The 25,133-nt window shown below is 55.4% G+C and carries 20 protein-coding genes; 11 read left to right on the top strand and 9 right to left on the bottom strand.

What is annotated here, in order from left to right; all coding sequences use genetic code 11:
* Positions 1 to 9: 9 nt before the first annotated feature.
* Positions 10 to 1,209 (bottom strand): ectoine hydrolase DoeA, encoded by a 1,200-nt coding sequence (doeA, locus tag INT20_RS14335; RefSeq protein WP_172117472.1) that lies wholly within the window; start codon positions 1,207 to 1,209, stop codon positions 10 to 12.
* A 163-nt stretch (positions 1,210 to 1,372) separates the two neighbouring features.
* Positions 1,373 to 1,552 carry a hypothetical protein gene (locus INT20_RS14330; RefSeq protein WP_193057170.1) on the bottom strand — a complete coding sequence of 60 codons (180 nt, stop codon included), beginning with the start codon at positions 1,550 to 1,552 and terminating at the stop codon, positions 1,373 to 1,375.
* A gap of 82 nt (positions 1,553 to 1,634) precedes the next feature.
* Between INT20_RS14330 and INT20_RS14325 the strand changes: the two genes are divergently transcribed.
* The 3 genes from INT20_RS14325 to INT20_RS14315 all read left to right on the top strand — a co-directional run bounded on the left by INT20_RS14325 (position 1,635) and on the right by INT20_RS14315 (position 4,462).
* Entirely contained in the window at positions 1,635 to 2,570 is a 936-nt protein-coding gene (locus INT20_RS14325; RefSeq protein ID WP_193057169.1) for a 2-hydroxyacid dehydrogenase, read from the top strand.
* 254 nt (positions 2,571 to 2,824) lie between these two features.
* Entirely contained in the window at positions 2,825 to 3,520 is a 696-nt protein-coding gene (locus INT20_RS14320) for a hypothetical protein (RefSeq protein ID WP_193057168.1), read from the top strand.
* Between the two features lie 15 nt (positions 3,521 to 3,535).
* The gene (locus tag INT20_RS14315; protein WP_193057167.1) at positions 3,536 to 4,462 is read left to right on the top strand and encodes a lysine exporter LysO family protein; all 927 of its coding nucleotides are present in this window, start codon (positions 3,536 to 3,538) and stop codon (positions 4,460 to 4,462) included.
* 193 nt (positions 4,463 to 4,655) lie between these two features.
* Here the strand turns inward: INT20_RS14315 and INT20_RS14310 are convergent, their stop codons facing one another.
* Positions 4,656 to 6,842 carry an OsmC domain/YcaO domain-containing protein gene (locus INT20_RS14310; RefSeq protein WP_193057166.1) on the bottom strand — a complete coding sequence of 729 codons (2,187 nt, stop codon included), beginning with the start codon at positions 6,840 to 6,842 and terminating at the stop codon, positions 4,656 to 4,658.
* Positions 6,843 to 7,101: 259 nt separating this feature from the next.
* Complete coding sequence (locus INT20_RS14305; protein ID WP_172117467.1) at positions 7,102 to 7,698, bottom strand: TetR/AcrR family transcriptional regulator; 597 nt, start codon at positions 7,696 to 7,698, stop codon at positions 7,102 to 7,104.
* A 241-nt stretch (positions 7,699 to 7,939) separates the two neighbouring features.
* Between INT20_RS14305 and INT20_RS14300 the strand changes: the two genes are divergently transcribed.
* From INT20_RS14300 to INT20_RS14275, 6 genes are read left to right on the top strand one after another with little or no spacing between them, the layout of a single operon-like run.
* Positions 7,940 to 9,115 (top strand): efflux RND transporter periplasmic adaptor subunit, encoded by a 1,176-nt coding sequence (locus INT20_RS14300; RefSeq protein ID WP_172117569.1) that lies wholly within the window; start codon positions 7,940 to 7,942, stop codon positions 9,113 to 9,115.
* Complete coding sequence (locus INT20_RS14295; protein WP_193057165.1) at positions 9,115 to 12,210, top strand: efflux RND transporter permease subunit; 3,096 nt, start codon at positions 9,115 to 9,117, stop codon at positions 12,208 to 12,210. Before INT20_RS14300 ends, INT20_RS14295 begins: the two co-directional genes overlap by 1 nt.
* On the top strand, positions 12,210 to 13,610 hold the full coding sequence (locus INT20_RS14290; RefSeq protein ID WP_193057164.1) for an ATP-binding protein: 1,401 nt from the start codon (positions 12,210 to 12,212) through the stop codon (positions 13,608 to 13,610). Before INT20_RS14295 ends, INT20_RS14290 begins: the two co-directional genes overlap by 1 nt.
* 17 nt (positions 13,611 to 13,627) lie before the next feature.
* Complete coding sequence (locus INT20_RS14285) at positions 13,628 to 14,332, top strand: response regulator (RefSeq protein WP_193057163.1); 705 nt, start codon at positions 13,628 to 13,630, stop codon at positions 14,330 to 14,332.
* 15 nt (positions 14,333 to 14,347) lie between these two features.
* Entirely contained in the window at positions 14,348 to 15,037 is a 690-nt protein-coding gene (locus INT20_RS14280; RefSeq protein ID WP_193057162.1) for a response regulator transcription factor, read from the top strand.
* Position 15,038: 1 nt separating this feature from the next.
* Positions 15,039 to 16,442, top strand: a complete 1,404-nt coding sequence (locus INT20_RS14275; protein WP_193057161.1) for a sensor histidine kinase — start codon at positions 15,039 to 15,041, stop codon at positions 16,440 to 16,442.
* Here the strand turns inward: INT20_RS14275 and INT20_RS14270 are convergent.
* The 4 genes from INT20_RS14270 to INT20_RS14255 are packed head-to-tail and all read right to left on the bottom strand — an operon-like array spanning position 16,411 to position 20,464.
* Entirely contained in the window at positions 16,411 to 17,421 is a 1,011-nt protein-coding gene (locus tag INT20_RS14270) for an AbrB family transcriptional regulator (protein ID WP_193057160.1), read from the bottom strand. The two genes, INT20_RS14275 and INT20_RS14270, sit on opposite strands and share 32 nt — an antisense overlap.
* A 4-nt stretch (positions 17,422 to 17,425) precedes the next feature.
* Entirely contained in the window at positions 17,426 to 18,934 is a 1,509-nt protein-coding gene (locus INT20_RS14265; protein ID WP_193057159.1) for a tripartite tricarboxylate transporter permease, read from the bottom strand.
* 9 nt (positions 18,935 to 18,943) lie between these two features.
* The gene (locus INT20_RS14260) at positions 18,944 to 19,396 is read right to left on the bottom strand and encodes a tripartite tricarboxylate transporter TctB family protein (protein ID WP_193057158.1); all 453 of its coding nucleotides are present in this window, start codon (positions 19,394 to 19,396) and stop codon (positions 18,944 to 18,946) included.
* A 51-nt stretch (positions 19,397 to 19,447) separates the two neighbouring features.
* Positions 19,448 to 20,464: a Bug family tripartite tricarboxylate transporter substrate binding protein gene (locus INT20_RS14255; RefSeq protein WP_193057157.1), complete on the bottom strand. Its 1,017-nt coding sequence runs from the start codon at positions 20,462 to 20,464 to the stop codon at positions 19,448 to 19,450.
* A gap of 246 nt (positions 20,465 to 20,710) precedes the next feature.
* Here INT20_RS14255 and INT20_RS14250 point away from each other — a divergent pair, with 246 nt between their 5' ends.
* Positions 20,711 to 21,124, top strand: a complete 414-nt coding sequence (locus INT20_RS14250; RefSeq protein WP_193057156.1) for a hypothetical protein — start codon at positions 20,711 to 20,713, stop codon at positions 21,122 to 21,124.
* Between the two features lie 204 nt (positions 21,125 to 21,328).
* Entirely contained in the window at positions 21,329 to 23,377 is a 2,049-nt protein-coding gene (gene betT, locus INT20_RS14245; protein WP_193057155.1) for a choline BCCT transporter BetT, read from the top strand.
* Between the two features lie 197 nt (positions 23,378 to 23,574).
* Here betT and exaC read toward each other — a convergent pair whose 3' ends face one another.
* Positions 23,575 to 25,095: an acetaldehyde dehydrogenase ExaC gene (gene exaC / locus INT20_RS14240; RefSeq protein ID WP_193057154.1), complete on the bottom strand. Its 1,521-nt coding sequence runs from the start codon at positions 25,093 to 25,095 to the stop codon at positions 23,575 to 23,577.
* Between the last annotated feature and the right edge of the window lie 38 nt (positions 25,096 to 25,133).

Genomic DNA, 25,133 nt, shown 5'->3' with positions numbered 1-25,133 from the left:
GACTTATCATCATTTAACAAATAACTGCCGTGGAAAGTTGGCCAGCGTCTCGCAGCCTGTTTCAGTAATCAGGATGCTTTCGGTAATTTCCAGCCCCCAATCCTCCACCCAAAGCCCAGGCATAAAATGAAAGGTCATACCGGGTTGCAGGATGGTCTCATCCGAAGGACGCAAACTCATGGTGCGCTCGCCCCAGTCCGGTGGGTACGAAATACCGATAGGGTAACCGCAGCGTGCGCCACCGCGGTCAAAACCGTATTTATCCATCGCCGCCCCCAGCGCCATGGCGATATCCGCCGTTCTATTTCCCGGCTTAGCAACGTCCAGGCCGTTTTCGATACCTTCCAGAAGGGCTGATTCAGCGCGAATAAAGTCGGTCGGCGGTCGTCCCAGAAATACGGTGCGCGACATGGGCGCGTGATAGCGCTTGAATACTCCGGCAATCTCAAAGAACGTGCCCTCGCCTTCACGAAACGGCGTATCGTCCCAGGTCAAGTGTGGAGCAGCGGCATCTTTACCGGTTGGCAGCATGGGGACAATGGCGGGGTAATCGCCGCCATACACTTTCCCATTTTCATCGAAAAAGCCTTCTATCCCCACCCGGTAAATTTCCGAGACCAGCTTGCTTTTGGGAAGCCCCGGTTCGATGACTTCCAGAATACGCGAGTGCATGCCTTCAACAATCTTGCCGGCAATGCGCATATAGGCGATTTCCTGAGGCGACTTGATTGCCCGGCACCAGTTCACCAGCGCATTGGCGTCAATAAAGCGCGCGTGGGGCAGCTCGCGTAGCAGGCTCTGGTAGGCTTTGGCGGTGAAATAGTAGTTATCCATCTCCATACCCACTACGCCGGTATGCCAGCCGCGATCAGGCAGGATCGACTGCGCCAGATAATCCATCGGGTGCATATCCGGATTTTGAACGTAGTAATCCGGATAATAAGTAATATTAACGGGGTCAATCCAACAGGTGCGCAGCGCGCCGTTAGCGTCCATACGACGCCCAAACCATACCGGCTCGCCTTCCAGGCCAACCAGTACACATTGGTGGACGTAGAATGACCAGCCGTCGTAGCCGGTCAGCCATGCCATATTCGACGGATCACTGACGATCAATACATCAATGCCGCGGCCGGCCATTTCAGCACGCACCTTCCACAAGCGCTGTGCATACTCTTCACGCGTGAAGGGCAGGGAAACCTGAGTCATCGGGCAACTCACCATCAAAGATCACCAAGAACCGGTGCGCGTTTTTTACGCCAAGCAACGGGGCACAAGGGCGACCAGGCTACCGCCATGGAAGGCTTGCCAATGTCGTCTTAGCCCGATACTAGCACCACCCCGTGGTTGCGGGTCAAAGCCTTTATTTAACTCATGTTGCCGGCTCTCTTAACCGGCCACGCAAAAGCTTCAGCACCGCGCGATCATCGGGGCCAATCAACGGCTTATTTTCAAGTTTGTTTTCAACCAGCTGGCGAAAATGCTCCCATGTACGGCCATCCCGGTAGCTCTCCACCACACGGAGATCAATGTAGGCCAAACGCCGTGGCATGTTACGACTTGCAGCGTGCAGACAACCTCCCCATGATAAATAAATAGAGTGAGAGACACCCATTCACCACGCAGGAGCCGAAATGAAGATTGTTGTGCACACCGATGATGCCACTCAATGGCGCGACGCCCTTTCCAAAGCGCTTCCTAACGCAACGGTCGTGACCAGCGACGCTCCCGAAGAGGCACGACAAGATGCTGACTATCTTGCGGTATGGAAAGCCCCTGCGTATCTCTTGAAAGAGCAGACTCGGCTTAAAGGCATCATCAACCTGGGCGCAGGAGTAGATTACTTACTCGGCACGCCAGGGCTGCCCGCCAATGTCCCCATCGTGAAGCTGCGCGATGCGGGCATGAGCGAGCCAATGGCCGACTACGTACTGTATGGCGTCTTACATTTTTACCGCAGTATGGACCGTTACACCGCTCAGCAAGCCAACGCTGAATGGCAGCCGCAACGCTTGGTAGATAAAGCTGATTGGCCAGTAGGTGTACTCGGCCTGGGCGCTATCGGGTCGCAGGTTGCCAGCGTCTTGCAGCAAGCGGGATTTCCTGTGCTGGGCTGGAGTCGTTCACCCAAAACCATCACAGGTGTACAGTGCCTACATGGTGAGGAAGGACTGGACGAGCTTCTTGGCCAAGTGCAGAGCGTGGTGACTATCCTGCCCGATACCCCCGCCATACGGAGTATTCTTAACGCCGAGCGGCTCGCCAAACTACCCAAGGGCGCCAGCGTGATCAACCCAGGCCGAGGCAGCTTGATTGATGAACAGGCGCTTCTTGAGGCACTGGGTGATAACGCTACGCCAGGCCACTTGCGCGGCGCGTTGTTGGATGTTTTTTGTGAAGAGCCGCTGCCCGCTAAAAACCCCTTATGGCAGCACCCCCGCGTCATCGTCACCCCCCACATGGCAGCGCCCACCCCGGTGAACGATGCGATTGACCAGGTCATTGCCTACCTGCATGCCTTTGAGGCGGGTGAAGACCTGCCTACGGTTAACCCCACACAAGGATACTAAGTCCGTTAAAACCAGCATGGGCGCCGCTGTCTGCACGCAACGGGTGGCGCTTCTTTCATAGTGATACACCGACCGCATCACGTGCGCATCAAATGTTAAGATACCCACTAAAGGCGCTCGAAATATATGCCAGGCCATGGAAATGCATGACAGATATGCAAGCAGGTCTTTGAACCCAAGACGACTCAGCTTATTGGGTTTATTTGCAAACAGCGCTAGCTAGCGGGGACTGCTTGCTCATAAGGAGAATCAGGATGCGACTCGCCCGTTTAAATGTTGTATCGGCTTGTATACGACTGTGCACCGCTTGGCTATTACTCAGCGCTGTACCAGTCAATGCAAGCGAAGAAGCCGCCAGCACTCTTGCAGACATAGTGCCATTTGAAGCGCAATACCGGCTGGAAACCCGCAACTGGCCCAGTGCAACGATTACCCATACGCTCAGCCAGGAAGGCCAGCATTGGCTAAGCGATATGCGCTTTTCATTGGCCATAGTCAGCGGTCAGGAGTACAGCCGCTTTTCAGTGGCTGATGACGCCGTCCGTTCACTGCTTTTTAGCAGCAGCTACTCGCTTCTGGGCGTAGGCGACAGCTATCGATTAACCGATAGCGATATTGCAGCACTTGATCGTCAAGCCGCGCTGGTTGATCTCTCTCGGCGTGCAGGCCATGAAACATGTACACAAAGCGCACCCTGTGATCTCGATTTTGTTGACCACCGCGGCCGAGATGAGCACCTCCAGTACTACGCCACACCAGCCACACACATCGTCAACGTGCCCGCTGGTGAGTTTGAGGTACAGCAGGTCATTTTGACGGATATCGAAAAACCCGACCGCCATCTGGAAATCAACTTTCACCCAGACTGGCCCGGCCTGATTGTCTCGGCGGATTATCAAAAAGAGGGTCGCCGCCAAACCCGCATCAGGCTTACTCAATTTAACCCTTAAGGCGCCACACCCTACATGCTGTCTGGATTATTGATTGTTCTTCTGCCTCTGATAGTGGGCTATTTATTACGCATTCACTCTCCTTACCTCCAGCAATTGATCAACCGTGCCGTTAGCGGCTCGGTTTATCTTATTTTGCTCTTCATGGGGGTAAGTCTTGCCGGGCTTGAAAATCTAACCAGCCAGCTTTCGCGGCTGGGGGGCAATGCATTGCTGCTGTTTAGTATTACCACGGCGTTTAACCTGGCCGCTTTATGGTGGCTGTCTCGCCGGGTAGCCCTACAAACGGGGGATTCACCTGTCGTTAAAAACGCACCGACCAGTAAGCTGGCCGCCATGCAAGGCTCGTTACTCTTGCTAGCAGTAGTGGTGGGCGGCGTTATAACAGGCCTGCTGCTGGGCCCAAGGCTAGGCGAGACGCTTTTTACCGCCGCAGACCTGTTAGCTGAATGGGTACTTTACGCGTTGCTAGTACTGATCGGCTGTCAGCTACGCAACTCCGGCATGCCGCTTAAGCAAATTCTGCTCAACCGGCTAGGGCTTGCTATTGCGATAACGCTGGCCGTTAGCTCGCTACTGGCGGGATTGGCTGCCGCCCCCTTGCTCTCGCTTAGCTGGAATGAAGGACTCGCCATGGCGTCTGGCTTCGGCTGGTATTCGCTTTCAGCCATTTTAATTGGCGACCAGCTAGGGCCGCTAATGGGCGGCGTGGCGTTTTTTAACGACCTTTCCCGGGAACTTCTGGCGTTTATTTTGATTCCGCTAGTGATCCACCGCCACACCGCCCTTGCCATTGGCTACGGCGGTGCCACGTCAATGGACTTTACCCTGCCTGTAATTCAACAGCACGGCGGCGTCGCCTGCGTGCCCATCGCGGTGGTTAGCGGGTTTATTCTTTCGCTGCTCTCGCCCCCTTTGATTCTGTTTTTTCTCTCGCTTTGACGCTTTATTGCACGCTAAAAAAACGCTGTGAGCTACCCCCACAGCGTTTTAAAACTACTCCCGTTTAATACGTGCTGTAGCTCTCCAGCTTGCTGTTTAGGTGCATACGAACGTTAGCGCTGCGGTCATCAAGGGAGTGCTGAATATCATCGGTGTCATGCATTTCCATTGAATAAGTGAAAACGGGAGGCGATTAAGCGCCCGCTTTTGCCGCCCGCGCGACGTGAAGCTTCTTGTAACTTTCAATCAAACGTTGATGACGCTCCAAACCATCAAGCTGCATGTTGGTGGGCGTCAGACCGTAAAAGCGCGCGCTGCCTTCCACCGAGCCGACAACCGCCGCCATGGTCTCTTCGCCAAACATGCGCTGGAAGTTAGGCAGGTAGTCGTCGATTTCAAGCTCGTCGTCCAGGGCAATTTCCAGCGTCGCGTTCATCGCCTGGTAGAAGAGACCACGTTCAACGGTGTTGTCGTTGTACTGCAGCAGCATCTGTACGCAATCAAGTGCTTCTTCATGACGGCCAAGCGCCAAGTAGACCAGAAGCTTAAGCTCCAGAATGGTGAGCTGGCCCCATACCGTGTTTTCATCAAACTCAATGCCGATCAGGGTGGTGATATCGACGTGGTCATCCATCTGGCTCTCTTCGAGGCGCTCGACCAAATCGGTGAGCTGGTCATCCTCTAATTGATGCAGATTGAGAATATCCTCACGGTAATCAAGTGCCTTGTTGGTGTTATCCCAGATCAAGTCTTCAATCGGATACACCTCAGAGTAGCCCGGCACCAGAATACGGCACACCGGCGCACCGAGATCCTCATGGACCGCCATGTATACCTCGGCCCCCAACTCCTCGAAGATACCGAATAGCGTTTCGGCCTCTTCTTCGTTGGTGCCGGAGAAATCCCACTCGCTGAACTCGAAATCCGCCTTGGCACTGAAGAAGCGCCAGGAAACCACACCAAAGGAGTCGATAAAGTGTTCAACAAAGTTGTTGGGCTCGGACACGGTCTGCGAGTTAAACGTTGGCAGCGGCAGATCGTTCAGGCCTTCAAAGCTGCGCCCCTGTAAAAGCTCGGTCAGGCTGCGCTCTATCGCCACTTCAAAGCTTGGGTGGGCGCCGAAGGAGGCGAACACGCCGCCGGTGCGCGGGTTCATCAAGGTCACACACATCACCGGGAACTGACCGCCCATGGAGGCGTCCTTTACCAGCACAGGGAAGCCCTGAGCCTCAAGCGCCTTAATGCCTTCAACAATATTTGGGTACTTCGCCAGCACATCTTGCGGTACATCTGGCAGGGTCATTTCCTGCTCCAGAATTTCTCGTTTGACCGCTCGCTCGAAAATTTCTGACAGGCACTGCACCTGAGCTTCCACCAGCGTGTTGCCCGCGCTCATGCCGTTGCTCAAGAACAGGTTTTCGATCAGGTTGGAGGGGAAGTAGATCGTCTCGCCATCCGACTGACGCACAAAGGGCAGCGAGACAATGCCGCGCGCCTCATTGCCGGAGTTGGTGTCAACCAGATTCGAGCCGCACAGCTCGCCTTCCGGGTTGTAGATCGCCAGGCAGTGCTCATCGAGAATTTCAGTGGGCAGCTCATCGTTGGGCCCGGGCTTAAACCACTTCTCATTGGGGTAGTGCACGAAGTCGCTATTGGCGATTTCTTCACCGAAGAATTGGTCGTTGTAGAAGAAATTGCAGCTCAAGCGCTCAATAAACTCGCCCAGCGCCGAGCACAGTGCGCTCTCTTTGGTGGCACCTTTGCCGTTGGTAAAGCACATGGGCGAGGCCGCATCGCGAATATGCAGCGACCAGACATGAGGCACGATATTACGCCAGGAGGCGATCTCGATCTTCATGCCAAGATCAGCCAGCAGCGCGCTTATATTGGCGATGGTATCTTCAAGGGGTAAATCCTTTCCCTCGATATAGGTGCGCTCGCTGCCTTCCGGGGCACCCATCAACAGCGCCTGGGAATCCTCATCGATATTCTCGACGGTTTCGACCTGAAACTCGGGGCCGGTTTGAACGACCTTCTTGACCGTGCAGCGATCAATCGAGCGCAGAATGCCCTGGCGATCTTTCTCGGAAATATCTTCGGGAAGCTCGACCTGAATCTTGAAGATCTGCTTATAGCGGTCTTCGGGGTCGACGATATTGTTCTGCGAGAGGCGGATGTTTTCGGTAGGGATATCCCGCGCGTTGCAGTACACCTTCACAAAGTAGGCGGCACACATGGCGGATGACGCCAGGAAGTAGTCAAACGGGCCAGGCGCCGAGCCGTCGCCCTTATAGCGAATCGGCTGGTCTGAAATAACGGTGAAGTCGTCGAACTTGGCCTCGAGGCGGAGGTTATCGAGATAGTTGACTTTGATTTCCATGAGCGGGCATCCAGAGCAATGAGTGTGCCTGGGCGGTTGAAAACAGAGCCCTCGGCGAATTGCCACCCATTATCCAGTTTTTGACCCGCTTCGTCTTGGTAAGTCTCGTTAAGCGCTTATTCAGCACTGAGCAGAAACGCCCATGCTTCGCATAGCAGCACCTCAGGGAAGGCTTTAGCAACATAGTGGCCGCGAGGCAGCGCTTTGCCTTCCACTCATGCCACTCGCTTAGTGCATCAAAGCAGGGGCGTTTGAAGGGTTAATCAGTCACTGGCGACGTCAGCACCTGCTCGAACAGCAGCTTTTCAAACACTTCCATAGGCGCGTCTGACTTCAGCGTCTTGGCACGCAAAATTGCCCCTTCCCAGCCTGAAAGAATAAAGCTTGCCAACTGATGCGGGTCCAGTGCTTGAGTGAGAGCCCCCTGGGCCTGGGCTGCCTGCAGGCAGTGAGCAAAGCGTGCTTCCCAACGCAGGAACGCGTGATTAAGCGCCTCGCGAAAGCGAACACTCTGCCCCGCCATCTCCTGACCTAAATTGCCAATCAAGCAACCGGCCGCATGGTCGCGCTCGCTCATGTAAGCGCGGCTGGTGGCAAAGTAGCGCTTCAGGCGGTCAAGAGGGGGTGTCATCGGATCTTCAAGCAGAGCGACCAGACTAGCATCATAGTCGTTGGCAAACCGCTCAATCACCGCCAGGCCAAAATCTTCCTTACTGGAAAAGTAATGGTAAAACGACCCCTTGGGCACGCCGCAGGCGTTAAGTACGGCATTGATGCCCGTTGCGTTATACCCTTGTTGGGTAATCAGCTCAGCACCAGTATCAATTAACTTATCGCGGGTGGCGGTGTTTTTCATACGCTTGCACAAGACTCATCGGCCGGGCGGTATTTATGAGAAATAGGTGTCGTGATAAGTCGCAGGTGTTTAGGTTAACGAAGAGTTGCACGCTATTTTCATAATGCTTACCTAATCTCTGCGAGCCAGTGCGTGATGCTAGCATGATACGCTTCTTATACCGGAATTTTCGCTTTTACTACGTTTTCGCTCTTGCAACGGGTACTCCGTGTTAATAAAACCTCATGACTCTTTCTCCTCGATGCAACAAGGCCGTGTCCGTTTAGGCGCCGTGCTGGCCCTGTTGGTGTTTGCCATCGGCTTAGCCTGCGCCTGGTGGATTATCAGCCAGCCACCGCGTATTGAGCGGCGTGCTCCCCCGCCACCCACGCCGCCTGTCGTCAATGTCATGACGGTCGAACAGAGCGCCCTATCGCCTCTACTGAGCGGCTTTGGGCGAGTAGAAGCTGAGCAGACAACCCAGCTGGCCAGCCGCGTGGCAGGTCAGTTGGAACGCTTTGGAGAGGGCGTTTTTCCAGGCCAGGTCGTTGAGGAAGGCGCGCCCGTTGCATATATCGACCAAGCCGATTTGCGCCTTGCCCTGGAGGACGCCGAGGCCCAGCTAAGCAACGCCCAAGCGCAGGTGGCGCTTGAAAATGCCGAACAGCAGCGCGCCCGTAGTGAGTACGAGTCGTTTGGGCGCCAGCTTTCCGCCGAGCGACGCTCGCTGGTCCTGCGCGAGCCTCAACTTCGCCAGGCCCAGGCTCAACTGACTCAGGCACGTGTAATACGCGACCAGGCAGCGCTCAACCTTGAGCGCGCAACGTTGACCGCCCCGTGGAAGGCGATGGTGCAAGAGCGCTTGGTGGGCGCTGGCAGCCTGCTAAGCCAAGGAACCGAGGTGATTAATCTGGTCGGTGTTGAGCAATTCTGGGTGCGCGCCTCATTGCCCGGCGATGCACTTGAATGGCTGGCGCCGGGTAGTCAGGTCACGATTACCAGCCGGGGCTGGCCAGAAGGCGCTTCGCGGGAAGGCGCACTGATATCGATCTTACCTAATCTGGAAGAGAGCGGACTTCAGGCACAGCTGTTGATTGCGGTGAATGACCCATTGGCGCTGGATACCGATGGCCCCGCGCTGCGCTTGGGCGATGTAATGCGAATAGCCTTTCAAACTCAGGCGCAGGAAGACCTGATTGCCCTGCCCTCAGCGGCGCTACGCCCAGGTGAGCGCGTTTGGTGGGTGGACGATGAAGACCGCCTACACAGTACAACGGTGTCGCTTGCCTATCGGGGTGAAAATGAAGCGCTGGTGCGCAGCGGCCTGGAGGCTGGCCAGCGCGTTGTTACTTCAGGACTTGCCCAGCCCCAGGAAGGACAACAGGTTCGCGTTCGCTCGCGCAACGATGCCCCCACCCGTGATGAGGAGAGCAGCTAATGCGTCGCGGTCCGCTTGCCTGGATGATTGACCATGGCGTTGCGCCTAATCTGCTGATGCTGCTGTTTATCGTGGGGGGCCTTATGGCATCGCTCGCGATTAAAAAAGAGGTCTTTCCTGAGTTTGAAATTGAAATTGTTCAGGTCAGCATCAGCTACCCCGGCGCCACGCCAGAAGATGTCGAGCAGAGCCTATTGCTTCCCGTTGAAGCGGCGGTATCGAATGTAGAAGGTATTGATGAGCTGACCTCCAGCGCTGGTGAAGGCAGCGGTATGGTCAGCGCGACGCTGATTGACGGCGTCGATGTGATGCGCGTTTATCAGGATATTCAGCAGGCGGTCAACGCCATCACTACCCTACCCAGTGCCGCCGACCCGCCCCGCTTCACACTAGCGGGCGGCTCGCGCAGTGTGGTCAGCCTTCAGGTTTACGGCTCGGTTGGGCTTGCCGCTCTTCACGACGCCGCCGAGGATGTGCGCGCTGAACTGCAGGCCGCTGAGGGTATTTCGCGCGCCGAGCTTTCGGGTAATCGCGAGCGCGAGATCCAGATTCATCTGGATGAAGAAGCTATTGAGCGCTACGGGCTTGATCATCAGCAGCTTGCCAGCCGCATTGGGGCTGAAGCGCTGGACCTGGCAAGTGGCCAACTCACCACGGCTGAAGGCGAGTGGCTGGTGCGCTACCAAGGCCGACGCAACAGCGCCGCCGAGTTTGCCGACCTGCCAATCCTTACCACTGCCCAGGGCACGCCCATTTTGCTGGGTGATATCGCCCGCGTGAGCAACGGCTTTGCCGAAACGGATCGTGAAGAGTTTTACAATGGCGAGCCGGGCCTATCGGTCAACATTTATCAAATTGGCCACCAAACCCCGACCAGCATTTCCGAGGCGGTCTACGGCGAACTGGAGCGCTTGCGAGCGGGGCTACCGCCGGGCGTTAGCCTGGACGTTGCACGCGACAGCTCGGAAATATACGAGGACCGCTTAAGCCTGCTGTTAAAGAATGCCTGGATGGGTCTGGCGCTGGTGATGGTACTCATGGCGCTGTTTCTTGAAGCGCGGCTAGCATTTTGGGTCACGCTGGGTATTCCTACGGCCTTTTTGGGCGCCATGCTGTTTCTGCCCTGGATCGGCGTCTCGCTGAATATGATGTCGATGTTCGCTTTCATTATCGCGCTGGGGATCGTGGTGGATGATGCGATCATGGTGGGCGAAAACATCTACAGCTATCGTGAGGAAGGCTACTCGCTGCGCGATGCGGCGGTCAAAGGGGCAGGTGAAATTGCCGTTCCGCTCACCTTTGCCATTTTGTCGAATATCGTGGCGTTTCTGCCCCTGCTGTTTTTACCCGGCTTTTTGGGCATGCTGTTTGCCACTCTGCCCGTGGTGGTCGTCACGGTGTTTTTGATCTCCTGGGCCGAAGCGCTGTTTATCCTCCCCTCCCACTTGGCACATAGCCGTAAACCGCGTGAAACACCGGCTTGGCAGCGGCCGCTGGAAGCGTTGCGCCAGCGCCTGCAGGGCGGGCTGCATCACTTCACATACCATCAGTTTGAGCCGTTTCTACAACGCGCACTTAATCAACGCTTACTGAGTGTCTCCATCGGTGTTGCGGTGCTGGTGGTAGTGCTGGCATGGTCCATGAGTGGACGGTTGGGCTTTTCACTCATGCCGCGTGCCGAATCCGATCAGGTTCAGGCAACGGTAACGCTGCCGATTGGCACCAACATCAGCGTTAGCCGAGAGCTTAGCCAACAGCTACTGGACGCCGCCCAGCAGCTGAGCGAGCGCGAAGAGACGCTAGCCTTTAGCAGCACGCGCAGCCGCTTGGATGGCGAAGAGCTGCAGGTACGGCTCGATATCGCAAGTAGCAGCCTGGACGCCTGGCCGCCTTCACGTATTGCAGGTGAATGGCGCGAGCTGGCGGGGGATTTAATTGGCGCTCAGTCGGTACGTTTTGAGTCAGATTTTGGCGGCCCCGGCAGCGGCGCTGCGCTTAGCTTGCGCTTATCTCACCCCGACACCCAAGTGCTGGAAGCCGCCGCCGCCCGGTTGGCCGAAGTGCTTGGTGAGTATGAGCTAACCGATATTGACAGCGGGATTGGCGATGGCAAACCTCAGCTTGAAATGCGCCTTTCCGCAGAAGGCCGAGCGCTAGGCCTGACCGGCAGCGACCTGGCCCAGGCACTGCGCGGACCTTTACAAGGTGCCACGGCGGTTGAACAGTTTGTGGGGCGTAGCGAGATCAGCGTAGAGGTACGCCTGCCCGAAACCGACCGCGCGAGCTTAAACGAACTTTACCGCATGCCCGTACGCACGCCCGACGGGCTTAGCGTGCCGCTTTCTCGCGTGGCAGACATTACCTTAAGCCAAGCCTCAAGCAGCCTGCAGCGCATAGATGGCAGGCGCATTATCACCGTGACGGCGGATTCAGAGGGCGACCAAACCATTAACCAGGTACTGGCCACCCTTCAAGAAGACGTGTTCCCAACGCTTACAAACTCCTGGCCGGGGCTTGAGGTCAGCCTGGGCGGCCGCCAGCAAGATACCGCCGACAATCTGGCCGCCCTTCGCACCGCCATGTGGCTTATGCTGGCCGCCCTTTACGCACTGTTGGCGATTCCCTTCAGAAGCTATTTGCAGCCCTTATTGGTGCTTGCGGCCATTCCGTTTGGCGTTGTTGGTGCTGTGGTGGGCCACATGATTATGGGGTTTGGGCTTTCGATTATCAGCCTGCTGGGCATGCTGGCGCTTTCCGGCGTGGTGATTAACGATGCGCTGGTACTGATTGATTACGCCAACCGCAAGCGGCGCGAAGGGGTGGCGCCACGCGCTGCCATTGTGGCGGCTGCTACCCGGCGCCTGCGGCCTATCATGATGACCACACTTACCACCTTTCTGGGCCTGGCGCCCATGATTCTGGAAACCTCGCGGCAGGCACGCTTTATGATTCCCATGGCAATCTCGCTGGGTTTTGGCATGATCTTCGCGACGGTCATTTTGCTGATACTGGTGCCCTGCCTTTACCTGGGTCTGGAGAACTGGCGCGAGCGACTTAGCATGCCTCGGCAACCTCTTCAGGAGGGCACTTCCTGATGGCCGTTACCTTGCCCACTTGGCGTCCTTCCCGGCTAGGACTAAAGCTGTTCTCGGCCATACTCAGCGTTAACGTGGCCATTTCCGCCACCATGTTTCTAGCCGTTTCCTACAGTATCGACCGTGGTTTTATCGACTATTTAAACCAGGCCCAGGAACGCCGTGCCATGCTGCTGGCCGATGGTTTGATTACCCGCTGGGAAACCCAGCAGGACTGGCGCTGGCTTGAACACAACCCGGAACGCTGGCCGCATATCGTGCGTTTTGAACTGGGTCAGGAGCATCGTGAACGCCCCTCCCCCTTGGGCGAAGCGCAGGATTTTGCGCTGCGTGCGCCAAACGGTGAGTTTGTGATTCCACCCATGAATGGCCGTATGGGCCCCGGCGATTGGCGCTGGCTCACGCTTCACAGCGACAGCGAGGCCATTGGCTCGTTAGGGTTTCGCCCTCCTCAGCAGATGATGGAGCGCATGGAAAATCGCTTTCTAGAGCTGCAACAGCGCAACCTGGTCATTATTGTTATCTCGATTGGGCTAGCATCGCTGCTGCTGGCCGCCGGGCTCTCGTGGTGGTTAAGCCGACGTACGCGGGCACTGGCTATCGCCACGCGGCGGCTTACCGAAGGCAACTACCATACTCGCCTACCTGAACGTGGTCGGGATGAGCTTGCCCGTTTGGCGCGGGACTTCAACGTACTGGCCGCCACATTGGAAGCCAACCGTGACGCCCGTGCACGCTGGGTCTCCGACACCGCCCACGAACTGCGCACGCCCTTGGCCGTGCTACGTGGTGAAATTGAAGCCATGCAGGACGGCATTCGCCCACTGAATCAGGAAAACCTCAGCTCGCTGGCGCAGGAAGTTGCCCAGCTTGAGCACTTGGTCGCCGATTTACGCCTACTTTCGCAAAGCGATGCTGGCGCGCTTGATATTCATCTGGCCCCCATGAACCTTAGCGACAGCCTGGCCAGCCGCCTTGAAGATGCGGACCGCTGGCTCAATGGCAGCGGCCTTACGCTGACGACGCACATAGCCCCCGGCGTAATGATTCGAGGTGATGCCCAGCGACTGCATCAGCTGTGGAATAATCTGTTGGATAACAGCTGCGCCTACACCGATGCACCGGGCAAACTTCAAGTAACGCTCAACATTGAGCGTGCCCAGGCGGTGATTGTTTGGCAGGATAGCGCACCGGGCGTTCCGGAAAGTGAGCTTTCCCGGCTTACCGAGCGCCTTTACCGTGTTGAAGGGTCACGCAATCGGGCAAGCGGCGGTAGTGGCCTAGGGCTATCCATTGCAAGCGCCTTGGTGATTGCGCACGGTGCAACGCTTGAGGCATCCAATGCGCCGCTAGGCGGGCTTTGCTGGACCTTACGTTTTCCGTTACTGACTTCCCATTAATGACAAGCGAGTCCGCCATGTTCCAAGACGCCCCGCTATTGATTGTTGAGGACGAGCCAAAAATTGCCCGCCTCATGGATGATTATTTAAGCTCCCACGGTTTTAATGTTGCAACGCTGGGTCATGGCGACGATGTAATACCCTGGTTGCAGCAGCACCCCACCACGTTGGTGCTTTTGGATGTCATGCTGCCCGGCAAAGATGGTTTGATGCTCTGCCGGGAAATACGTCAGACGTGGCCTGCTATCGCAATTATTATGGTGACCGCCAAGGTGGAGGAAGTAGACCGACTGCTAGGGTTGGAGTTGGGCGCCGATGACTATATCTGCAAACCTTTCAGCCCCCGCGAAGTAGTCGCCCGCGTGAAAGCGGTACTACGCCGCAGCCAAGCACTTGCCGAACAGGCCCACACCCCTGAGGCAGCGGTTTCAACCCCGGTGACCCTGAATGACGATGGCTGGCAGGCACTAGCCAACGGCCATGACTTGGGCCTCACCGCGGTTGAATTTCAGCTGCTGCGAGTAATGATGCAGTCACCTGGACGAATCTTTAGCCGTGAGCAGCTAATGGACCATATGTACCGAGACAACCGGATTGTTTCTGAACGCACCGTCGACAGCCATATTAAAAAGCTGCGCAAAAAAATCACTGAAGCCCTCCCCGAGCAGGAGATCATTCGTTCGGTGTATGGAGTAGGGTATAAATATCAGCCCGAGGGCTAACCCGCAGGATTAAACATGAAGGCGCTTATAGTAGAAGATAACGACAATTTAGCGCGCTCGATGGCCACAGCACTTAGCGAGGCAGGATTCAACATCACCGTCGCTAACGACGGCGCACACGCACTCCCAATGCTCGTGCAGGGTGGTTTCGATCTGATGGTATTGGATTTGGGCCTGCCTGAATTGGATGGCATTAGCCTTCTACGCAAACTGCGCCATCAGCAGAACACTATCCCCGTGCTGATTATTTCCGCCAGAGACACGCTGGACCAACGCATTTTAGGGCTTGAAGAGGGCGCAGATGACTACCTTTGCAAGCCCTTCTCACTTGATGAAGTAGTAGCCCGAGCCCGGGCACTGGTCCGGCGTGCCAAGCATTTTGGTGGTGAAACACTTAGCTGTGGCCGTCTGGCATTTTTACCCGACGCAATGGAGCTAAGAATTGATGGCCAGCCTGTAACGCTGCACCGTCGAGAGCTGGAAGTAATGGAATATCTGATGATTAATCAAAATCGACTCGTCAGTAAGGACCAGATTATTGATCGACTTTCCACTATGGGCGAGCCGGTCAGTTATGCAGCGGTGGAGACTTATATTTCACGCATCCGCAAGAAAATTGGCTACGACTTCGGCTTGAAAACGGTCCGCGGTTTAGGCTATTACCTGGCCCCCAAAGAAGCCCCCAACCAGGAATCCGACGCTTGATATGCTTGCTATCAAATCGATAAAAAGCCGCCTGCTGCTGTGGATTGGTTTACCGTTTACTGCCCTGGCATTTCTGGCGCTTCTTTCGAGCTATCTATTGCTGACACGCCAGATTAACGAAACCTTCGACGATATGCTGCTCAATGCCGCCGAGCGCTTGGAAAGACGCATCTACACGGTAGACGGCGCGCTACGCATTAATATGCACTATTTTAGTATTAGCACCCTAGGTAGTCGTGGTGAAGGCAAAATATTCTATCGGATGCAGGAAGTAGACGGCGATATGATTGCTGGCTTTCAAGGCTTGGGCGACCCGCCTACTGACCTCTCTGAGCCGGTTTTTTACGACGTGACGTACGCGGGCAACGAGCTACGCGCCGTCGCCCTGACGTTTCCTTTTAGCCGGGGCCGCGAGAACATCAATATTGAAGTGATCGTTGCGGAGTCCAAAGAGGCGCGCTACACGCTTACCAATGACTTTATGGTGACACTCACCGGGTTGACGATTGTTGCCGGAATTCTTGCTATCACCATCGCTCTACTGGCGATCTATCGTGGATTAGCCCCGCTTAATACCGTAAGCCAAGCGCTTCGCCGCCGCTCTTCTCATGACCTTCAGCCGCTTGAAGACGACGCTCCAAAAGAGATTCGCCCACTGATTCTCAGCATTAACCAGCTGATGCTACGTATCCGTCGCAGCATTGAGAGTACACAGCAATTAAATGCCGATGTGTCCCATCAGTTGCGAACGCCCATTTCTGAAATACGTGCGCTAACCGAAATCTCGCTAAAAACGACCCAGGAATCGGCCGTTCGAGCCAACCTTATTGAAATACAGCGTATCTCGGAACATGCCAGCCATACGGTCCAACAGCTTTTGAAATATGCCAAGACCCGCAGCGAGCTGATGGATGAGGCCCATCTTGAAGCCGTCGATCTGGTGGCAATATGCCAGGATGGCTGCGCGCAAACAGCAACCAGCATCTATCAGAAAGGCCAGGAGCTGTCGTTCGATCAGCCTCATACCATTTCCAAAGTGCTGGGCGATCCGATCATGCTGCTCTGGCTGGTGATTAACCTGATTGAGAATGCCAGCCTGCACGCGGGAGGCGCTGAAGCCTATCAGGGTCCAATCGATATCGCCCTAACAACGCAGCAGCAACAGGTAATATTGACGGTGAGCGACCAGGGAGTCGGCGTGGAAGAGGCGCAACTTGGCAAGCTGACCGAGCGCTTTTCCCGCCACAATCCGCACGCGCCCGGTAGCGGTTTAGGCTTGGCTATTGTGGAGCAGATCGCCACCGCCCACGCCGCTCTCCTCTCTTTTAATAACCGACCACAAGGCGGTTTCGCCGTGACGGTGGCGTTTCCCGCTATGCAGCCGCCTGCTTTGCAATACGAATGACCAGCGGGGTCATAAAGATCAGCAGTAACAGGCGCAAGACATGGTGCGACACTACATACACCGGGTCGATATCCATCACCATGGCGATGACGGCCATCTCCCCGACGCCGCCGGGAATCAGCGCCAGCAACACCGCCACAAAAGAAAGCTGGGTCATGCTGGCGACCAGCCAAGCTATGAGCGCTGCGACAATCAGGGCAAACAGTGCATACACCATCCCAAACCGCCCCACGCTGACTACCTGAGACCAGTGGGTTCCTGAGAAACGCGCGCCGACCGAAGAGCCGAGCACCAAAAAGGCCGTGAACACCGTCCAGGTGGGCAGCGAGTAATCCATCCCCAGGTTCGCGATGATGGCGCCTGCGGCCATCGGGCCTAAAAACTCCGGAATGGGAATGCGCAGCAAGCGGGCAAGCCACCAGCAAAGCGGGACCAATAACAGCGGCAGCGCATCCATCAGCGAGAGCGATACGGGCGAGCTTTGCAGCGTGACATCATCCACAAAGAAGCTTGCCAATAGTGCCGCCCCGGACACCACGGTGACCAGACGCAGCGAGTGCGCGATAGCGATCCAGCGCACATCGCCATTGGCGCGCTCAGCAAGCACTAGGGCTGAATTCATGCTCCCTGGGTAGGCGCAGAACATCGCATCCATGGGCCCTACGTTGGCGCGGGTAAAGATAAAGTACCCGCCCACCAGCATAAGCCCCATATAGACCAGCATTGCCAATACACTTGGGTACCACTGCACCAGACTGACCAGTTCACTGGCCTGAATGCGGCTCCCGATAAAGAGTCCCAGCAGGGCAATAGCCACACGGTGCAAGCGCTTATCAACGCCGGTTTTAACACCGCCAAGCGATACCGCCATTACCATAAAAAGTGCGCCCAGCATCCAGGCCAGGGGCAATGAAAAAAGGGTGGCAATAACGCCACCCAAGCAACCCAAGACTAACGTTTTCAGCGTTTTTTTTGCCATTATGTTACGCCTGTTTGGCCGCACGCCAGGCACTAAAGCGCGCCATTAACGGCTGGCTAAACAGTGAAATCAATAGAAGTCCTAGAATCCCCAAGGTCACCGGGCGCTCGAAGACATAGGTGATATCCCCGCCGCTGATTTGATACGAATGGAGCAGTGATTTCTCCGCCAGCGAGCCCAGCAGCATACCGATAACGGCGGCAGGCACCGAGTAGCCATAATGGCGAAAGATCCAACCAATCACTGCAAATACCAGCACAGTGGCGGGACCTGTCATATTGCCGGTCAAGCCAAACGATCCCATAACCGCGAGTACCAGTACCGAGGGAATCAGGTAGCGCATGGGTACTTTGACGATGCTGGCCAACAGCGGGATAAACAGCAGACCCACGACCACCAGAAGAAATACTTGGGCGAAGTTGGCAAAAATGATCGCGTAGACCACATCGGTTTGCTGACGAATAAACTGCGGCCCGCCGGTGATGTTATGCATGGCAAACGCAGCCAACATTACCGCCGTTGCACCACCGCCGGGAATGCCAAGCGCCAGCAGAGTAGCCATTGAGCCGCCTTCAGAGCTGCTGTTAGCGGCTTCTGATGCCACCACGCCCTTCGGGTTACCCTTGCCAAACGAGTCAGGATCTTTATCACGACGCTTGGTTTCAATATAGGAAAGCAAGTTGGAAACCGAGGAGCCAACGCCAGGCACGGCCCCTACTAACACACCTATCAAACCACCACGAATCATCACAACCGGATAGCGCATTGCCATCTTACAGCCTTCAAATATCTCGCTGATTTTCACCTTACGCGAATCGGCGGATTCAACGATGAAGCCTTTGTTGGCAAGCTTGAAAAGTTCTGAGGCCGCAAACATGCCCATCATGGCAGGAATAACCGGAATACCATCAAGCAGATACGTTTTCCCCATGGTGCCACGCGCCAGACCAATTTCACTAAACCCAATGGTTCCCACCAAGAGGCCGACAAAGCCCGCCACCAAGCCTTTAAGTACCTGCTCGCCCTTCAGGCTCGCAATCAGCGTCATGCCCCACAGGATGACCACAAACATTTCGGAAGGGCCGAGCCTCAGCACCAGATAGGAGAGCGGCTGAATCATGAAAAACAGAACGAGATAACCCATCAGCGCGCCCACCACGGAGGCGGCCAACGCCACGCCCAGCGCCTGGTTGTGCTGCCCCTTGCGCGACATCGGGTAGCCATCAAAGGCGGTGGCAATGGCCGATGAAGTGCCCGGGATATTCATCAAAATGGCAGGAATACCCGCGCCGAACGAACCGCCGGTAAAAATAGCGGTTAAGAACAGCATGGCCTGAATGAAATCCATGTACATGGTCATGGGCAGGAAGATCGCCATGGCCATGGAAATCTGCAGCCCCGGCGTTGCGCCAAAGATTAGCCCCAGCACAATACCGGGTATTACCACGAGCCAGGGGCCAAAATTAGAAAAGAGCAGGTCCAGACCCTGCTGTACTGTGCCAAAATCAATCATATTGCCTCCTTAACTGGGTAGCAGTAGCAGCGTCATGGGATAGGGCAGCATCTGAGAGAAGAAGAACGCCACGGCGAACCCGAACGCTGCGCTAAAGCCCATCACCGCTAACCAGTTACGCTCACCTTTGAGGATCAAAAAGAGCGCGATGAACAGCACGGTCGCCACATCAAAACCGAGCGTTTCAAGCGATAACACATAGGCACCAAACAGAACTACGACGGGCAGCGTTTGATGTAACGGCTCCTCGTCGGCAGCGATGCTAAACAGTGTCCCCTGCTTTAGGCGTAGCAACAGCTCGATGGCGATAATCGACAGGACAATGACTGAAAGTGGCAGTATCAGCAGTAAATTCTGGGGTTGTGCCGAGACGCTGATCGCGTCCAGCAAATACCACAGCGTAAAGGAAGCCAGACCGATGAGAACCAGAAAGTCCCCATAGTCGCGTTTCTGTGCAGGCATGGTTCAACTCCAGGCTGGCCACATGAAAAGTGGCCAGCCATGACAGGAAGATCAGTTAAGCAGGTGTGCGTACTTTTCAAACACAGCGTAGTTTTCGCGCATCAGCTCGTTGGCGCGCTCGGGCCCAATCCAAACACCCCCCATTTCATTACGCTCGAGGTGCTCTTGAACGTCTTTACGGGCCAGCGCGCTCTGGATGGCTGAAGCAAGTGCTTCAAAGCGCTCAGGATGCTGACGCTCAACTTCGCTAGTGACCGCAAAACCACGCATCGAGCCCTGCAGTACCGGAACTTCTACGTCCATCGGTGCCAGCGCTTCGTTGATCGTGGGGGCATCCCACTGGTCGATGCGCTCGTCACTCACGATAGCAAGCGGCGTCAAGAACTCACGAATTCCCTCACTGCCCTGGGCACTGATAGAAACGAAATCCACCTGACCACCAGCCACCGCTGAGCGGGCTTCACCGCCGCTGTTGTACGTCACCAGGTTAAGGTTTTCTTGAGGAATACCAGCTTCTTCCAGCAGCAGACGGATCATCAGGTGACCGGCTGAGCCTTGAACCACCGCGCCACGCACCTGGCCGCGCTCTTCGCGAATCGCTTCCAGCAACGAAGGAAGATCTTCGTATCCGCTATCTTTATTGGCGGCGATCAGATCCAGGTCGAACCACTGAAAGTTGATATACGAAAAATCATCAACACTAAAGTTGGCACCACCGGTCAGAATCGAGTTGGCCAGGTAAGGAGCAAAGGTTGAGGCATAGGTGGTGTATCCATCGTCCGGCATGTTCAGCACGTAGTTGGATGCGACCTGAGTTCCTGCGCCTGGACGGTTAGTCACTTGCACTGGCACGCCAATCTCTTCAGCGATATAGCCTGACATAATACGCGCCAAACGGTCAGCACTACCGCCGGTACCAAAGCCGACGACCATATTGACCGGGCGTTCAGGATAATCATCTGCCGCAGCGGTAGGCATGATTAACGCGAGTGACGCGGCAACAACCGTGGCACCAGCGAGTAGTGATTTCATATTGAAGCTAAACGGAGCACAGATTTTCTTGGGCATAGCGAGTTCTCTTTTTTATAGAATTATAAAGTCTTCAAACAGGCTACTGCCTGCGGAGGACAAAGCTATCCCACAAACCTTTCACCAACCTTGCATGACGAAAAAAGCCAACTAAAGTCTAACCATATAACTGCTATACGTCAGATATCCCCCCGCCTGCATCATCACCGTTATTGCACACTCCGTGCATACGGTTTGCACTCCCCCGCTCGATACTGACATTGTCAACTTACCAGGAGGTACGTTATGAAAATGTCATTACGCCAAGTGTTTGCCCCGGCTCTGCTGGCTATCGCGCTAACCCCACTTGCTGTGGTTGCACAGGCAGACCAGCATGAAGGTCGTCATTCAGGCGCTGACCGCGAAACCTTCTCGCAGCGCATGGAAGAGCGCCGCCATGAAGTGTACGACCGCGCCGGTTTGAACGAGGAGCAGCAAACGGCCCTCAACGAGCTAAACGCAGAGCACTTCCAAGCCATGCAGGCGTTGCGTAAAGAGCACCAGGATAAAGTTGCGGATATTCTTTCCGAAGAGGAGCGTGAATCTTTAAAGAACGCCATGAAAGAAATGCGTGACGAGCACCACAGGGATGGTAGAGGCCACGGTAGACACGGCCCGCGCGTTCAGCATGAAGACGCTACGGAAACCGCTAGCGAGTAAGCGCTTTTTTACTGTTAAGTCTTGTCAAGACGCCCGGCTTTTGCCGGGCGTTTTTGTATGCGCGCCTTGCCAAAACCTCACCTACCATTTCCTATCACTATCAAGACTGATTTGTAGTAAGCGCTTAAACAGCGTATTTTATATTGAACGTTCATTCAAAATAAAATGTTTCATCACTTGTCTCAACCAATGGAGTCCGCCTGCATGGCGAAAGACAACCCCTCCCTGCCCTCTCGCGACCGCCTCAACCCCGTGGTTTTTCATGGCAGTATGGCCGGCATATTGATATTTCTGGTGCTCACCCTGCTGTTTACCCAACAAGCCGGTGCATTTTTTAATGCAGCGCTTGCCTGGGTCAGTACCACCTTTGGCTGGTACTACATGCTGGCGATTGTGGCCTATCTGGTCTTTGTCGTGGTGATTGGTATGTCGCGGTTTGGCAGTATTCGCTTGGGCCCCGATCATTCGCGGCCTGAATTTTCATTGCTTTCCTGGTCGGCGATGTTGTTCGCTGCAGGTATCGGCATTGATTTGCTGTTTTTCAGCGTGGCTGAACCGATTTCTCACTACCTGGCACCGCCCGACCTGACACCCGAAAGCCAGGCTGCGATGCGTAACGCCGTCGTTCAAACCTATCTGCACTGGGGGCTCTCCGGCTGGGGGCTGTACGTGTTGATGGGTATGGCGCTGGCCTACTTCAGCTATCGCCACCGTTTGCCGCTAGCCATTCGCAGCGCGCTCTACCCGCTTCTGGGCAAGCGTATTTATGGGCCTATCGGTAACGCGGTGGATATCACGGCGGTGGTTTCTACCGTATTTGGTATTGCCACCAGCCTCGGCATTGGGGTCATTCAGCTTAACTACGGGCTGGCCTACATGTTCGATGTACCGGAAACGATTACGGTACAAATTCTTTTGATTGTCCTGGTGGTCATACTGGCAACCATTTCCGTGGTTACCGGGGTCGAAAAGGGTATCCGCCGCTTATCCGAGTTTAATATGCTGCTGGCACTCTGCCTGATGCTGTTCATACTGTTTTCAGGCGACACGCTGACACTGCTCGATAAGGTAGTTAACAACGCCGGTGACTATCTTTCCGGCTTTGTGGCGGCAAGCTTTGACACGCACGCCTTTACCGATGATGGCGCCCAGGAGTGGAAGATGGGCTGGACGATCTTCTTCTGGGGTTGGTGGATCGCCTGGACACCGTTTGTGGGTCTTTTCCTGGCGCGTATTTCTCGTGGTCGCACCATTCGCCAGTTTGTCGCCGGTGCGCTGTTTATACCGCTTGCCTTCATTATGGTATGGATGTCGGTATTGGGTAATAGCGGTATTGAGCTGGTCGCCAACCAGGGCGTGGCAGCACTCGGCGAGCAGGCGCTTAATACACCGCAAACTACGATTTACACCCTACTTGAGTACTATCCTTACGCAGCCATCACGGCAGCGGTTGTCACGATCCTGGGCGTTGTGTTCTTTATTACCTCCGCTGACTCCGGCGCGCTGGTGCTGGCTAACTTTACGTCTATCTTAAGTGACGTTAACCACGATGCGCCCATCAAGCTGCGCATTTTCTGGTCAGCGGTGATTGGCTTGATCACCATTGCTCTACTGATGGCCGGTGGGCTTAACGCTCTGCAAAGCGCAGTAGTGATTACCGCGCTACCCTTCTCGGTGGTAATTTTTGCGGTCATGGTGGGGATGTACAAGGCGCTAAAACTTGAAGGCAACAAGGCCGATGCACGCCGCGCCATTACCGGCAGCGCTCCAGGCGGCGATTGGAAGGAGCGCCTGGACCGCGCCCTGGACACATCCAACCGAGCTGGCGCTGCTGCAACCATCAAGCACTCGATTCGCCCAGCCATGACTCAGTTTGCCCAAGAGCTTGAAAGCCGTGGCCAGCCCGCCAATGTGAGTGAAGAGCAGTTGGAAGGCGAGCCGCTCCCCAGGCTAACGCTGCAGGTGGATTTTGGCGATGCCACCAGCTTTGTCTATCAGGTGTATCCACACCGGATGCGCACACCGAGCTTTATTGAAGCCGACGATGACTTCTATGTGCGCCTGGATGTCTATCTGGCTGAAGGCGGGCTGGATAAAGACCTGAACGGTTATACCCGCGGCCAAGCGATTGGCGACCTGGTAGGCGAGTACGAGCGCCACCTGCACTTTTTGACCCTGGCAGGCCAGGAACGCGGCACCGTACAACCCATGCCTGGCAGCATCGGCGAACCGCCGGAGAATGCTCAGCTGTAACTGTGATCGCATTTACCCAAAAGACGAATCCCGGCCTATGTGCCGGGATTTTTGTGCCTAATCGTTCGAGCCTCGCGCCTCAAGGCTGAGAATCAACAGCAGAGAGGGTGTAACCCATTATTCGTCGCAAGCGGGCTGTCGTCAGAGGGGCAGATAATACCGCTCGGCACCATGCCGAGCGGGGGAGCGAGCGCGGATTAGAAAAAACCGAGCGGATTGATGTCGTAACTGACCAGTAGGTTCTTGGTTTGCTGATAGTGCTCAAGCGCCACCTTGTGGGTTTCACGGCCAACGCCGGACTTCTTGTAGCCACCAAATGCCGCATGGGCGGGATATTGGTGGTAGCAGTTGGTCCATACGCGACCAGCCTGAATGCCCCGCCCCATGCGAAAGGCAACGTTAATATCCCGGCTCCATACACCTGCACCCAAGCCAAACTCGGTGTCGTTGGCGATCGCCAGCGCTTCTTCTTCATCCTTAAAGGTGGTGACCGCCACCACCGGGCCAAAGATCTCCTCTTGGAAGACGCGCATCTTATTGTCGCCTTTCAGTAGCGTCGGCTGGATGTAGTAACCCTTGTCGTAGCTGGGGTCGAAGCTTTCTTTATCTCCACCGGTCAGAAATTCAGCGCCTTCCTCACGGGCGATATCCATGTACGACATGATCTTGTCGTACTGCTCTTGAGAGGCTTGAGCGCCTACTTGCACATCGGTATCCAAGGGGTTGCCGCGCTTAATAGTCCTGGTGCGCTCAAGCACCTTGGCCATAAATTCTTCGTACATGCTCTCTTGAATCAGTGCACGTGAGGGGCAGGTGCACACTTCGCCCTGGTTAAAGAAGGCCAGCACTAGGCCCTCTACCGCTTTATCGATAAACGTCGGCTCGGCGCTCATGATATCGGCAAAGTAGATATTGGGTGATTTACCGCCCAGCTCCACGGTGGAAGGAATAATGTTTTCAGCGGCGCACTTAAGAATATGTGACCCCACCGGCGTGGAACCGGTAAAGGCGATTTTGGCGATACGTTTGTTACTGGCCAGTGCCTGGCCGGCTTCTGCACCGAAACCATTGACGATATTAACCACACCCGGCGGCAGCAAGTCACCAATCAACCCCATCAGCACCAGCACAGATGCGGGCGTTTGTTCGGCGGGTTTAAGTACTACGCAATTACCGGCGGCAAGCGCGGGGGCCAACTTCCAAACAGCCATTAAAATAGGGAAGTTCCAGGGGATGATCTGACCCACCACGCCCAGCGGCTCATGAAAATGATAAGACACGGTGTTGGCGTCAATATCGGCAGCGGAGCCTTCCTGCGCCCGAATGCAGCCCGCAAAGTAGCGGAAGTGATCAACCGCCAAAGGAATATCAGCATTCAGGGTTTCACGCACGGCCTTGCCGTTATCCCAGGTTTCTGCCACGGCCAGCTTTTCAATGTTCTGTTCAATGCGATCAGCAATTTTTAGCAGGGTATTGCTGCGCTCAGCGGCAGAGGTTTTCCCCCAAGCAGGTGCAGCCTTATGGGCGGCATCCAGGGCTTTATCGATATCGTCAGCAGTAGAGCGCGGAATTTCGCAGAAGACCTGGCCATTGACAGGGCTAATGTTATCGAAATACTGCCCATTAACGGGCGGTACAAACTCACCTCCGATGTAATTGCCATAGCGTTTTTCAAACGAGACGACGGACCCATTATCACCCGGATTGGCATAAATCATGAGAAGGCTCCTGAGGATTATGATTATTAAACGTGCCC

The sequence above is a fragment of the Halomonas citrativorans genome, from assembly GCF_014898005.1.
GTDB lineage: Bacteria > Pseudomonadota > Gammaproteobacteria > Pseudomonadales > Halomonadaceae > Vreelandella > Vreelandella citrativorans.
The sequence above is the reverse complement of the archived record's forward strand: the minus strand, read 5'-3'. Positions and strand labels throughout refer to the sequence as shown.